This window comes from Allobosea sp. (genome assembly GCF_017308075.1).
Lineage (GTDB): Bacteria > Pseudomonadota > Alphaproteobacteria > Rhizobiales > Beijerinckiaceae > Allobosea.
The window spans coordinates 160,111-173,417 of the sequence record NZ_JAFKFX010000023.1; the positions used below are offsets into that span (position 1 = coordinate 160,111).

Below are 13,307 nucleotides of genomic sequence, written 5' to 3' on the forward strand. Positions count from 1 at the left end.
TCAAATGCCGATCGGGCGACGCAAATCGAGGGTCATGGGGAACTCCGGATTGCGCGCTTCGGCGGGAATCGCCAGGGGACCGGGACTATGGCCGATCGCCTCGAAACGAGCGAGTCTTCTCGCCTCGGCCTCATAGGAATTCACCGGCGGCGTTTCGTAGTTGCGCCCGCCGGGATGGGCGACATGGTAGACGCAGCCCCCGAGCGAGCGGCCGGCCCAGCTATCGACGATGTCGAAGGTCAATGGTGCATGCACGGGAATCGTCGGGTGCAGCCCCGAGGCCGGCTGCCAGGCCTTGAAGCGCAGGCCGGCGATGCTGGTTCCGGCGGCGATCTCGCACATCGGCAGTGCCCGCCCGTTGCAGGTGATGATATGCCGGCCCGGTATCAGACCGCTCGCCTTGACCTGCAGGCGCTCGACCGAAGAGTCGACATAGCGCACCGTACCGCCGATCGCGCCCTCCTCGCCCATGACGTGCCAGGGCTCGAGCGCCTGCCGCAGTTCCAGTTCGACGCCGCCCTGACTGACCTTGCCGAAGAACGGGAAGCGGAACTCATGCTGCGCGGCAAACCAGCCGGGATCGAAGGCGTAGCCGGCGCCGGCGAGGTCATCGAGCACCTCGCGGAAATCCTGCGCGACCATCTCCGGCAGCATGAACCGGTCGTGCAGCGCCGTGCCCCAGCGCACCGGCCTACCGCGCTGCGGCACGCGCCAGAACCAGGCGACCAGTGCCCGGATCAGCAATTGCTGGGCGAGCGACATCCGCGCATCCGGCGGCATCTCGAAGGAGCGGAACTCGATCAGCCCGAGCCGGCCGGTCGGCCCGTCCGGCGAATAGAGTTTGTCGATGCAGATCTCGGTGCGGTGGGTGTTGCCGGAGACGTCGACGAGGAGGTTGCGATAGAGCCGGTCGACCAGCCAGAGCGGGATCGCCGGCTCGCCCGGTCCGGGCGTCTGCGCCAGCGCGATCTCGAGCTCATAGAGCTGGTCGTGCCGGGCCTCGTCGATGCGCGGCGCCTGGCTCGTCGGGCCGATGAACAGGCCGGAGAACAGATAGGACAGCGACGGGTGCCGCTGCCAGTAGAGCACGATGCTCTTGAGCAGGTCCGGCCGGCGCAGGAAGGGGCTGTCGGCCGGGGTTACGCCGCCGAGCACGACATGGTTGCCGCCACCGGTGCCGGTATGGCGCCCGTCGACCATGAATTTCTCGGCGCAGAGCCGGGATTGCCTTGCCTCCTCATAGACGCCGCGGGTGATCGCGACCGCTTCCGCCCAGTTCCGCGCCGGATGCACATTGACCTCGATCACGCCGGGATCGGGTGTCGCCTTGATCACGTTGAGGCGTGGATCATGCGGTGGCGCATAGCCCTCGATATGCACCGGTTGGCTGCTGGCTTCGGCGACTTCCTCGATGCTGGCGATCAGGTCGAGATAATCCTCCAGCCGCTCGACCGGCGGCAGGAAGATGCAGAGCACCCCGTCGCGCACCTCGATGCTGAGCGCGGTCCGCACCGCGTCGGCTGTGAGGTCTTGCTCGACGATGTCCTGCCGGGTGGCTGCGCTTGCGCTTTCGACAGGGCGCGAGGGCTGGATCGGGCTCGCGGGAGGTGCGGCTGCGAGGGCACTGCTTCTCCCTGGCGGAGGCGGAGCAGCGGCCGGGGAGCCCGGCAGATGGCCGCGCGGTTCCAGCGGGTCCTGCGGGTGGATATGCGGATAGTCGCTCTTCGGCAGATGCGGCAGCGAGCCGAGCGGCAGGCGATAGCCGACCGGAGAATCGCCTGGCACCAGGAAGAGCCTGCCGCGCCGGAGCTTCCATTTCTCCGAGCGCCAGCGGCGGTCGTCCGCCGCTGCCTGCCAGCGCTGCACCGGAATGACATAGCCGCTCGGCTTGTCGAGCCCGCGCTCGAAGACGCGGACCATGCGGGCGCGCTCCTCGGGGTCGGAGAGCTTCGGGTCGAGCGGGTCGACATTGGCGGGGAGCTGTCCCTCCTTGATCAGCCAGTGCCCGGTATCCTCATAGGCCGGCAGCACATGGTCGGGGCCGATGCCGAGCCGCTCGGCGAGCCCTGCCGCCAGCGCCTCGACGGCGGCCGGTGTCGGCACGGCCTCATGCTCGCGGTCGCTGCCGGTGAGGGCACCGGGCTCGCGCGCGATCAACGCCGCATTGCGCCAGATCGGCTCGCCATCCTGGCGCCAGTAGAGGGCGAAGGCCCAGCGCGGCAGGCTCTCGCCCGGATACCATTTGCCCTGGCCGTAATGCAGCATGCCGCCGGGCGCGAAGCGCTCGCGCAGCCGCCGGATCAGCAGATCGGCGCGCTGACGCTTGGTCGGGCCGACGGCGGCGGTGTTCCATTCCTCGCCCGACTGGTCGTCGATCGAGACGAAGGTCGGCTCTCCGCCCATGGTGAGGCGGACGTCCTGGGCCTGGAGGTCGGCCTCGACCTGCTCGCCGAGCGCATCGAGCCGCGTCCAGGATTCGTCGGAGAAGGGCAGGGTGATGCGCGGCGCCTCATGGATGCGCGTCACCTCCATCTCGAAGCCGAACTGCGTCTCGGCATAGCTCGCCATGCCGCTGACCGGCGCGGCCGAGCGGTAATGCGGCGTCGCCGCCAGCGGCAGATGGCCCTCGCCGGTGAGCAGGCCCGAGGTCGGATCGAGCCCGATCCAGCCGGCGCCGGGAATATAGACCTCGGCCCAGGCGTGCAGGTCGGTGAAGTCCTTGTCGGTGCCGCGCGGTCCTTCCAGCGGGTCGATATCCGCCTTCATCTGGATCAGGTAGCCGGAGACGAAGCGGGCAGCGAGGCCGAGCCGGCGCAGGATCTGGACGAGCAGCCAGGAGCTGTCGCGGCAGGAGCCGGCCTTCAGCGCCAGCGTCTCCTCCGGCTCCTGCACGCCGGGCTCCATCCGGATGCCATAGGCGATCATTTGCTGAAGGCGCGCATTGAGATCGACGATGAAGTTGACCGTGTTCATGCGTTCTCGCGGGATCGTCGCGACGAAGGCGCTCAGCAGCGGCCCGGCCGGTTCGGTGACGAGATAGGGTGCGAGCTCGTCATGCAGCTCCTCGGGATAGGCGAACGGGAAGTGTTCGGCCTCGCTGGCGACGAAGAAGTCGAACGGGTTGATGATCGAGAGCTCGGTGACGAGATCGACCTCGATGCGGAACTCGGTGACCGGCTCGGGGAAGACGTAACGCGCGAGCCAGTTGCCGTTCGGGTCCTGCTGCCAGTTCACGAAATGCTGCGCCGGCGTGACCTTGAGCGAATAGCTCTGCACCGCCGAGCGGCAATGCGGTGCTGGACGAAGCCGGATGATCTGCGGCCCGAGCGTCACCGGCCGATCATAGCGGTAATGGGTGACGTGATGCAGTGCAGCGATGATGGCCAAGGGCGGGCGCCTGCTTCGGGTTCGCCGGGCCGAGCAGCCCGACCCGCCCACGATAAACGGGGAGCCGGCCGGGACAAGCCTGCCGCTGCGCAAGAATGTGCCGGAAGCCCGATCAGTTTGCGCAAGTAGCGGGCAGTCGGGACAGGCCTATTGGATACATTGCGGGGCGCTGGACATCCGCCCCGCTCTGGCTCCACATTGCGCCCCAACGGGCGCCGGGGCGCCCGCAAAACCGCACAATGGGGATTTCCATGCGTCACGTCGCGAAACTGATGGCGGCTTCGGCCTTCGCCGTCCTGATGGCCTCGACCGCCCAGGCCCAGACGCCGAAGGACACCATCGTCATGGCCAAGCAGATCGACGACATCATCACGCTCGACCCGGCCGAGGCCTTCGAATTCTCCGGCGTCGAGGTGGTCACCAATCTCTACGACAAGCTGATCGGCGTCGACCTCAAGAACAACAACGCGCTGATCGGCGAGCTTGCCCAGAGCTGGACGGTCAGCCCCGACAATCTGACCTACACCTTCAAGCTCCGTCCGGGCGTGAAGTTCCATTCCGGAAATCCGCTCACCGCCGCCGACGTGGTGTATTCCTTCCAGCGTGCGGTGACGCTCAACAAGTCGCCGGGCTTCATCCTCACCCAGTTCGGCCTGAACAAGGACACCGTGCTCGACAAGGTGAAGGCTGCCGACGACCACACCGTGGTCATCACCGTCTCCAAGCCCTTCGCGCCGAGCTTCTTCCTGAACTGTCTGACCTCCGGCGTCGCCTCGATCGTCGACTCCAAGCTGGTCAAGGCCAATGAGAAGGATGGCGACTGGGGCAATGGCTGGCTGAAGCTGGCCTCGGCCGGCTCCGGCGCCTACAAGGTCCGCGCCTATCGCCCGAACGAGCAATATGCGCTCGACGCCAATGAGAGCTGGTACAAGGGCGCGCCGAAGACCAGGCGCGTCATCGTCCGCCATGTCGCCGAGCCGGCCTCGCAGCGCCTGCTGCTGGAGAAGGGCGACATCGACATCGCCCGCAATCTCTCCAAGGACCAGCTCGCCGCGGTCAAGGGCAACGCCAATGTCGAGATCGTCCAGGGCGACAAGGGCTACATCCTCTATCTCGGCCTGAACCAGAAGAATCCGAACCTCGCCAAGCCCGAGGTGCGCGAAGCCTTGAAATGGCTGGTCGACTACGACGCGATCGAGAAGAACATCGTCGAGGGCACCTACAAGAGCCACCAGGCCTTCCTGCCCAAGGGCTTCCTCGGCGCTATCGACGACAAGCCCTACAAGCTCGACGTCGCCAAGGCCAAGGAACTGCTCGCCAAGGCCGGGCTGCCGAACGGCTTCACGGTCACGATCGACACCCGCTCGGTCAACCCGATCACCGACATCACCCAGGCGATCCAGTCGACCTGGGCCCAGGCCGGCATCAAGCTCGAGATCATTCCGGGCGACGGCAAGCAGACCCTGACCAAGTACCGTGCCCGGACCCATGACATCTATATCGGCCAGTGGGGCCCGGACTATCTCGATCCGCACACCAATGCCGAGACCTTCGCGATCAACGAGAACAATGGCGAGGACGCGAAGTCGAAGACGCTGGCCTGGCGCAACGCCTGGGACATCCCGGAGATGACCAAGGTCACCCAGGCCAATGTGCTCGAGACCGACGCGGCCAAGCGCGCCGCCGTTTATGGCGAGCTGCAGCGCGAGCACCAGAAGGTCTCGCCCTTCGTCATCATGTTCCAGCAGGTCGAGGTCTCGGCGCAGCGCAAGAACGTCGACAATTGGGTGATCGGGCCGAGCTCCGACACCAATTTCTACGCGCCGATCGCCAAGAACTGAGGCATCTGCCGCCGCCGGAACCCGCCGTAGCCCGATAGGAGGCTGCGGCGGGTTTTCTGCTTTGTCGCCGGCGGTGCCTGCGAAGCCCCAAGAACAACAAGAAGAACGGAGCCGCCAATGGCCTCGATCACCGCCTCGACCCCGTCCGCACCGCCGCGGGCCAAGAGTCGCGCCCTGCGCTGGGGCAGGATTCTCGGCCGCGAGCTGACCACGGTTGCGATTACCATCTTCGGCCTGCTGCTCGTCACCTTCCTGATCGCCCGCGTCATGCCGATCGACCCCGTCCTCGCCATGGTCGGCGACCGGGCGCCGGCCGATGTCTACGACAAGGCGCGGCTCGAGCTCGGTCTCGACAAGCCGCTTTGGGAGCAGTTTGCGATCTATGTCGGCAAGGTCTTCCGCGGCGATCTCGGCACCTCGGTGCTGACCGCGCAGAAGGTCACGGACGATATCAAGACGGTGTTTCCGGCGACGCTGGAACTGGCGACGCTCGGCACGCTGATCGGCGTCGTGCTCGGCGTCCCGCTCGGCATCCTCGCCGCCGTCAACCAGGGTCGCTGGATCGACCAGGTTGCCCGCGTGATCGGCTTGGTCGGCTATTCGATCCCGGTCTTCTGGCTCGGCCTGATGGGACTCCTCTTGTTCTACGCCAAGCTCGGCTGGGTCGCAGGTCCCGGTCGTCTCTCGATCGCCTATCAGGATTTCGTTACGCCGGTGACCGGCCTCGTCATGCTCGATGCCGCCATGCAGGGCGAGTGGGAGGCCGTCGTGGACGCCTTCTGGCACCTCATCCTGCCGGCTTCCGTGCTCGGCCTGCTCTCGGTCGCCTATATCAGCCGCATGACCCGCAGCTTCATGATCACCGAGCTGCAGCAGCAATATGTCGTCGCGGCGCGGGTGAAGGGTCTCTCGGAATGGCGCGTGGTCTGCGGCCATGCGCTGCGCAACGCATTCGTGCCGCTCGTCACCGTGATCGCGCTCTCCTACATGCACCTGCTCGAAGGCTCGGTGCTGACCGAGACGATCTTCGCCTGGCCGGGCCTCGGCCGCTATCTCACCAATGCGCTGCTCAACGCCGACATGAACGCGGTGCTCGGCGGCACGCTGGTGGTCGGCGCCGTCTTCATCGGCGTCAACCTGTTCTCCGACATCCTCGGCCGGCTGGCCGATCCGCGGGCACGCTGAGGAGGATGGCCATGACCGATCAGACCGCCACCTCCGCCGGCTGGCATTCCTGGCTGACCACGACCTCGCCGGAATCGCGCCGGCAGGCCCGGCTCGGCCAGCTCTACCGGCAATGGCTCGCCTTCAGGAAGAACCCGGCCGCCATGGTCGGCCTCCTGATCGTCCTCGCCTTGCTGCTCCTCGCGGCCTTCGCGCCGCTGGTCGCGCCACATGACCCGCTGGCGCAGGCGCTCGATCAGCGCCTGCTGGCGCCCTCCGCCAGGAATTGGTTCGGCACCGACGCGCTCGGTCGCGACATCTTCAGCCGGATCGTCTACGGCACCCGCGTCACGCTGGTGATCGTCATGCTCGTCGTCATCACGGTCGGGCCGCTCGGCCTCCTGATCGGCTGCGCCGCCGGCTATTTCGGCGGCTGGGTCGACACCGTGCTGATGCGCATCACCGATGTCTTCCTCGCCTTCCCGCGCCTCGTCCTGGCGCTCGCCTTCGTCGCCGCGCTGGGGCCGGGGCTGGAGAATGCCGTCATCGCCATCGCCTTCACCGCCTGGCCGCCCTATGCCCGTGTTGCCCGGGCGGAGACGATGCTCATCCGCAATGCCGATTACATCTCGGCGATGCGCCTGCAGGGTGCGAGCCAGCTGCGCATCGTGCTGAAGCACGTCGTGCCGATGTGCGTGCCCTCGCTGATCGTGCGCACCACCTACGACATGGCCGGCATCATCATCATCGCAGCCGGCCTCGGCTTCCTCGGCCTCGGCGCCCAGCCGCCGATCCCGGAATGGGGCGCGATGATCTCGACCGGCCGCGAGCAGATCTTCGACCAGTGGTGGGTCGCGACCTTCCCGGGTCTCGCCATCTGCGTCGTGGCGCTCGGCTTCAACCTGCTCGGCGATGGCTTGCGCGACGTTCTGGATGCGAGGTGAGCACCAAGATGAACGCAAGCTCTGATCAAATCCTGCTCGCGCTCGACGATCTGCGCGTCGATTTCCACACCCCGACCGGCATCGTCAATGCGGTGCGCGGGCTCTCCTTCACGCTCGGCCGCGAGCGGCTCGGCATCGTCGGCGAATCCGGTTCCGGCAAGTCGATGACCAGCCGTGCCATCCTCGATTTGATCCCGCATCCCGGCGTGGTCACGGCGAAGCGGATGGAATTCCGCGGTCAGGATCTGACGGCGATGGACAAGGGCAGCCGTCGCAAATTGCGCGGCCGCCATATCTCGATGGTGATGCAGGACCCGAAATTCTCGCTGAATCCGGTCCAGACCGTCGGCGACCAGATCGCCGAGGCCTATCGCGTCCACCACAAGGCGAGTGCGCGCGAGGCCAAGGAGCGCAGCCTCGCTATGCTCGAGGCGGTGCAGATCCGCGAGCCCGCCCGCGTCTACGGGCTCTATCCGCACGAGGTCTCGGGCGGCATGGGCCAGCGCGTGATGATCGCGATGATGCTGATCGCCGAGCCGGACATCCTGATCGCCGACGAGCCGACCTCGGCCCTCGACGTCACGGTCCAGCTCCAGATCCTCAAGATCCTCGACGATCTCGTCACCAGCCGCGGCATGGGGCTGATCTTCATCAGCCACGATCTGCATCTAGTGAAGTCGTTCTGCGACCGTGTCATCGTGATGTATGGCGGCAAGGCGATGGAGACCCTGCCGGCGAGCGAGCTCGACCGGGCCCAGCACCCCTATACGCGCGGGCTGCTCGGCTGCCTGCCCGATCTCGACCATCCCCGCGACAAGCTCGCGACCCTCACCCGCGACCCGGCATGGCTGGCATGACCACACAACCCGCCATCACCGTCGAGAAGCTCAACGTTTCCTTCGGCGATTCCCATGTCGTGAAGGACCTCTCCTTCGCCGTCTCGCCGGGCGAGAGCTATGGCATCGTCGGCGAATCCGGCTCCGGCAAGTCGACCGTGCTGCGTGTGCTCGCTGGCCTCAACCGCGAGTGGAGCGGCGAGGTCGACATTCTCGGCAAGCGCCAGCCCAAGATCCGCGACAAGGCCTTCTACCGGGCCGTGCAGATGGTCTTCCAGGACCCTTACGGTTCGCTGCATCCGAAGAAGACCGTCGACGATACGCTGGCCGAGCCGCTCGCCATCCACGGCCTCCGCGATGCGGAGGCGAAGATCACCCGCGCCATGGCGGATGTCGGCCTGCCGGCCTCCTTCCGCTTCCGCTTCCCGCATCAGCTCTCGGGTGGACAGCGCCAGCGCGTCGCCATCGCCCGCGCTCTGGTGCTGGAGCCGACAATCCTCCTGCTCGACGAGCCGACCTCGGCGCTCGACGTCTCGATCCAGGCCGAGGTGCTGAACCTGCTGCAGGCGCTGCGCCAGGAGCGCAAGCTCACCTATATCCTGGTCAGCCACGATCTCGCCGTCGTCGGCCATATGTGCGAGCGGCTGCTGGTCATGCAGTTCGGCCGCGGTGTCGAGGAGATGAGCGCCGAAACGCTCGCCGCGCGCACGCCGCGGACGGACTATGCCCGGCAATTGCTGATCGCGAGCGAGGGCTTTCGCCGGGCGGGGTAGCAGCGTCCTCCCCGTCTCCCCTTGCGGGAGAAGGGGCTCGAAGGGCCGGATGAGGAGTCGCTCCGACCTTGCCGCGTCATGGTCGGGCTTGTCCCGACCATCCACGTCTTCGCCGGTCGAGCTGTCATGATCCAAGACGTGGATGCTCGCCACAAGGGCGAGCATGACGGAGAGGTCGCGAGGCCCCTCGCCCTAACCCTCTCCCGCAAGGGGAGAGGGGATAGGTCGCGGCACCCCGTTCCCCAAAGCGTTTGGCAAGCTGCGTGCTTGGTCGCATTGTCGTCGCAGGATTCGGCTCCACTGGGCCGCCCAGGAGTATGCCGTCATGGACGCCATCGCCGAACGCCTGCTGAAGCCGGAGGCTGCACCCGAGCGCACGCCGGTGCCGCCCTTCGATCTGGTGATCTTCGGCGCCGGCGGCGACCTCGCCTTGCGCAAGCTCTTCCCGGCGCTGGCGCAGCGCAATGAGGAGGGCGTTCTGCCGGCCGAGAGCCGCATCCTCGGCATCGTCCGCAAGCAGGAGGATCTCGAAGGCATTCCGCGCGAGATCGCCGGCAAGCTCGCCGCGGCGGGCTTGTCGTCCGAGCGCATCGCCGCCTTCCAGCGTCGCCTGACCATGGTGCTGCTCGATGCGGTGAAGCCCGAGACCTATGGCGCGCTGAAGGAGGCGCTCGGCGAGTCCGAGCATGTCCGCTCCTTCTATCTCTCGACGCCGCCGGACCTGTTCATCCCGATCTGCGAGAACCTCGCCAGCTCCGGCATCCTGACGCCGACCTCGCGCGTCATCCTGGAGAAGCCGCTCGGGCGCGATCTTCACTCGGCGCGGGCCATCAACGACGCCGTCGCCCGTATCCTGCCGGAAAGCCGGACCTACCGGATCGATCATTATCTCGGCAAGGAGACGGTGCAGAATCTGCTCGTCCTGCGCTTCGCCAACACGCTGTTCGAGCGCTCCTGGTCGAGCCGCGACATCGACAATGTCCAGATCACGGTGGCCGAGACGGTCGGGCTCGAATCGCGCGCCGGCTATTACGACAAGGCCGGGCATCTGCGCGACATGGTCCAGAACCACGTGCTGCAGCTGCTCTGCCTCTTCGCCATCGAGCCGCCCAACCTGCTCGAGGCCGATGCGGTGCGTGACGAGAAGGTCCGCGTGCTCAAGGCGCTCAGGCCGATCGTCGGCCCCGACGTCCAGCGCTGGACCGTGCGCGGCCAGTACGGGCCGGGCGTCATCGAGGGCCAGAGGGTCAAGGGCTATGCCGACGAGCTCGGCCATGCCAGCAACACCGAGACCTTCGTCTCGATCCGCTGCGAGCTCGACACCTGGCGCTGGGCCGGCGTGCCGATCTATCTGCGCACCGGCAAGCGCATGGCGCAGCGCTATTCCGAGATCGCCGTCACCTTCAAGCCGGTGCCGCACTCGATCTTCGGCAATCCCGGCGATTGCGGCCGCCTCGACGCCAACCGCCTCGTCATCCGCCTGCAGCCCAATGACGGCGTGCAGATGCAGTTGATGATGAAGGTGCCGGGCTCCGGCAAGCTCAAGATCGTGCCGCGCCAGCTCGATTTGCGCTACGAGACCGCCTTCGACGTGCGCACGCCCGACGCCTATGAGCGCCTGCTGACCGATGTCATCCGCGGCGACCAGACCCTGTTCATGCGCCGCGACGAGGTCGAGCAGGCCTGGACCTGGATCGACCCGATCCTGGCCGGCTGGCAGGAATACTATCCCCAGCCGCATCGCTATGCCGCCGGCTCCTGGGGCCCCTCGCAGGCGATCGGCCTGATCGAGCGCGAGGGTCGTTCCTGGGCCGACCCGGAGTTCGGCGAATGAGCGCTGCCGGTCCGCTCCAGCGCCATCGCTTCGAGACGCTGGCCGATGCCTCCGGGGCCTTGGCCGAGGCGGTCGCGGTCAGGCTGCGTGCGCTCGTGGCGGGACAGGGCAGGGCGCTGCTCGCCGTGCCAGGCGGCTCGACGCCGGCCCGCTTCCTCGCCGCTCTTGGCGCGCATGATCTCCCCTGGGAGAAAATCACCTTGCTGCCGACCGACGAGCGCTTCGTCGCCCCCAGCGATCCCGCCTCGAACGAGCGGATGATCCGTGCCGCCTTCGCGCCGCTGCGCGACGGGCGCGCCGGCTTCGTCTCCTTCCACAATGCCGGCGACGATCTCGCCGCTGCGGCCGCCAGCCTCGACCGTCTGCTGGCCGGCCTGCCGGCGGTCGATGTCGTCGTCAGCGGCATGGGCACTGACGGCCACATCGCCTCGCTCTTTCCCGGTGACGAGCGCGGCTTGTCGGCCGGTCCCGGCGTCCACGCCATCGCCGCGAGCCCGCCCGACCTGCCGCCGCGGCTGTCGCTTTCGCCGGCGCGATTGCAGGGCGCCGGCCATGCCTGCCTGCTGATCTCCGGCCAGGAGAAGGAGCAGGTGCTGGCTTCGGCGCTCGAACTGCCCGGCGCCTTCCCGGTCGGGCTGCTGCTCGGCCGCCCGCAGGGGCTCGACGTCTACTGGGCGAAGGCCTAGAGGCAGATCGAGCTCTCCGAGACCGGGCTCGTCATTCCGGACAAGCGGCGAAGCCGCGCAGCTCCGGAAACCATCTAGGGCTTCAGCGCTCGACGATGGATTCCGGCGCTCCGCTCCGCTCCAGCCGGAATGACGGGGTGTTTCAGAGGATAGAGATTGGGCGTCAGCCAAGACGCGCGAGAGGAGCAACGCATGTCCACCGCCCCCGAAATCGCCCGCTTGGCAGCCTGTGGCGTCGTGCCCGTCGTCGTCATCGACGAGGTTGAGATCGCCGTGCCGCTGGCGCAGGCCCTGCTCGCCGGCGGCATCGACGTCATCGAGATCACCTTGCGCCGCCCGGCCGCCATGGCCGCGCTGGAGAAGGTCGCGCGCGAACTGCCGGAAATCCTGCCGGTCGCGGGCACGGTGGTGACGCCGCAGCAGGCGGCCGAGGTGCAGAATGCCGGCGCCCGCGCCGTGGTCAGCCCCGGTTTCACCGAGAGCGTCGACGAAGCCATGCGCAAGACCGGCCTGCCCTGGCTGCCCGGCGTCGCGACGGCCTCCGACTGCATGCGTGCCGTCTCGGCGGGGCGCCTGCACTGCAAGTTCTTCCCGGCCGAGCAGGCCGGCGGCGTGCCCGGCCTCAAGGCGCTCTCCGGCCCGTTCCCGCAGATGAAGTTCTGTCCGACCGGCGGCGTCTCGCTCGCTAATCTCGGCAATTACCTCGCCTTGCCGCAGGTGCTCTGCGTCGGCGGCTCCTGGCTCGTCCCGGCCGACGCCGTGAAGAACCGCGATTGGGCACAGGTGACCAAGCTCGCCCGCGAAGCGCGCGAGAAGGTTGCGGAGCTGCGCGGCTAGTCCGCCAGACCGAGGCGGCTGAACGCGAGTTCCTGCGCATAGGTCCGGATGTCGCCGGGCCAGCTTGCCGCATGATCCCTGAAGCCGGCCTCGTCGCCGGCGAACAGGGCGCGTGACGCCTCCTCGAAGCCTGGCAGATCCCCGGCCATCGCCGACATGAAGCGATAGGCGGTCTCGCGGGCGATACGCGCCTGCGTCTGCCCGCCATCGCCGCGCCGAGCTTCGTCGACGAGCCGGCGCAGCGCCTGCGAGGCTCCGCCCGGCTGGGCCGAAAGCCAGTCCCAATGCCGTGGCAGCAGGGTCACTTCCCGTGCCACCACGCCGAGCTTCGGCCGGCCGCGCCCGCGCGGCTCCGCGCCGCCGAGCCGCGCGACGATTTCCGCCTCGGAGCCGCGCAGATCGAGATCGACCACCCGTCCCGTCGCATCCTCGAAGGTCAGCATGCTCGCATCCGGACGCTCGGCCAGCCGGGCGCGCACGGCGAGCGCGACCTGCGCCAGCGGCCCGCGTGCCAGCAGGGCCTCGCCATCGAAGGCGGTGCAAGGGCGGTCGGCGGTGTCGGTCATCGTCGGGCTCCGTTGTTGCGAGCTAATTACCCGGATGAAATTCCTTGAGTCAATATTGCCCGGGTGATATTTGGCGGTCGATCACGACAGGAGAGGTCGATGCTGACTGAGGACAGGAAGGCCGCGGTGGCGGCCTATAAGGAGCGCAAGGTCGTCGCCGGGATTTATCTCGTGCGTTGCGGCGCGACGGGAGCGTGCTGGGCCGGGCAGGCGCCCGATCTCTCGACCATAAAGAATCGTGTCTGGTTCACGCTGCGCCATGGCAGCCACCGCCAGCGCAGCCTGCAGGCGGCCTGGAACGCGCATGGCGAGGGCGCATTCTCGTTCGAGGAAATTGAACGGCTGGACGAAAAGGCTCTGGAAGCCGGCCGCGAGCGCGTCATGAAGGCGCGGCTGGCGCATTGGTGCGCGGAATTGGGGGCGGATGGGTTGTGAGAGC

At 67.5% G+C, this 13,307-nt stretch carries 11 protein-coding genes; 9 read left to right on the plus strand and 2 right to left on the minus strand.

Features of this window, described 5'->3' with window-relative positions; genetic code table 11:
- Window positions 1-3,387: a transglutaminase family protein gene (locus J0J10_RS01690; protein ID WP_291644744.1), complete on the minus strand. Its 3,387-nt coding sequence runs from the start codon at window positions 3,385-3,387 to the stop codon at window positions 1-3.
- 251 nt (window positions 3,388-3,638) lie between these two features.
- Here J0J10_RS01690 and J0J10_RS01695 point away from each other — a divergent pair, with 251 nt between their 5' ends.
- The 8 genes from J0J10_RS01695 to eda all read left to right on the plus strand — a co-directional run bounded on the left by J0J10_RS01695 (window position 3,639) and on the right by eda (window position 12,302).
- Window positions 3,639-5,228: an ABC transporter substrate-binding protein gene (locus J0J10_RS01695; protein WP_465247141.1), complete on the plus strand. Its 1,590-nt coding sequence runs from the start codon at window positions 3,639-3,641 to the stop codon at window positions 5,226-5,228.
- A gap of 117 nt (window positions 5,229-5,345) precedes the next feature.
- Window positions 5,346-6,413: an ABC transporter permease gene (locus tag J0J10_RS01700; protein ID WP_291644748.1), complete on the plus strand. Its 1,068-nt coding sequence runs from the start codon at window positions 5,346-5,348 to the stop codon at window positions 6,411-6,413.
- An 11-nt stretch (window positions 6,414-6,424) separates the two neighbouring features.
- On the plus strand, window positions 6,425-7,336 hold the full coding sequence (nikC, locus tag J0J10_RS01705; RefSeq protein ID WP_291641127.1) for a nickel transporter permease: 912 nt from the start codon (window positions 6,425-6,427) through the stop codon (window positions 7,334-7,336).
- A gap of 8 nt (window positions 7,337-7,344) precedes the next feature.
- Complete coding sequence (locus J0J10_RS01710; RefSeq protein WP_291644750.1) at window positions 7,345-8,193, plus strand: ABC transporter ATP-binding protein; 849 nt, start codon at window positions 7,345-7,347, stop codon at window positions 8,191-8,193.
- Window positions 8,190-8,945 carry an ABC transporter ATP-binding protein gene (locus J0J10_RS01715; protein ID WP_291644752.1) on the plus strand — a complete coding sequence of 252 codons (756 nt, stop codon included), beginning with the start codon at window positions 8,190-8,192 and terminating at the stop codon, window positions 8,943-8,945. Before J0J10_RS01710 ends, J0J10_RS01715 begins: the two co-directional genes overlap by 4 nt.
- A 325-nt stretch (window positions 8,946-9,270) precedes the next feature.
- Window positions 9,271-10,779 carry a glucose-6-phosphate dehydrogenase gene (zwf, locus tag J0J10_RS01720; protein WP_291644754.1) on the plus strand — a complete coding sequence of 503 codons (1,509 nt, stop codon included), beginning with the start codon at window positions 9,271-9,273 and terminating at the stop codon, window positions 10,777-10,779.
- On the plus strand, window positions 10,776-11,465 hold the full coding sequence (pgl, locus tag J0J10_RS01725; RefSeq protein WP_291644777.1) for a 6-phosphogluconolactonase: 690 nt from the start codon (window positions 10,776-10,778) through the stop codon (window positions 11,463-11,465). Before zwf ends, pgl begins: the two co-directional genes overlap by 4 nt.
- Window positions 11,466-11,657: 192 nt before the next feature.
- A complete protein-coding gene (gene eda, locus J0J10_RS01730) occupies window positions 11,658-12,302 on the plus strand; it encodes a bifunctional 4-hydroxy-2-oxoglutarate aldolase/2-dehydro-3-deoxy-phosphogluconate aldolase (protein WP_291644779.1) in 645 nt (214 codons plus the stop codon).
- Here the strand turns inward: eda and J0J10_RS01735 are convergent.
- Window positions 12,299-12,868: a DUF2239 family protein gene (locus J0J10_RS01735; protein WP_291644781.1), complete on the minus strand. Its 570-nt coding sequence runs from the start codon at window positions 12,866-12,868 to the stop codon at window positions 12,299-12,301. The genes eda and J0J10_RS01735 overlap by 4 nt on opposite strands.
- A gap of 99 nt (window positions 12,869-12,967) precedes the next feature.
- On the opposite strand from J0J10_RS01735, the gene J0J10_RS01740 reads away from it, so the two are divergent.
- Window positions 12,968-13,303, plus strand: coding sequence for a GIY-YIG nuclease family protein (locus tag J0J10_RS01740; RefSeq protein WP_291644783.1), 336 nt, complete (start codon window positions 12,968-12,970; stop codon window positions 13,301-13,303).
- The last annotated feature ends 4 nt before the right edge of the window (window positions 13,304-13,307 follow it).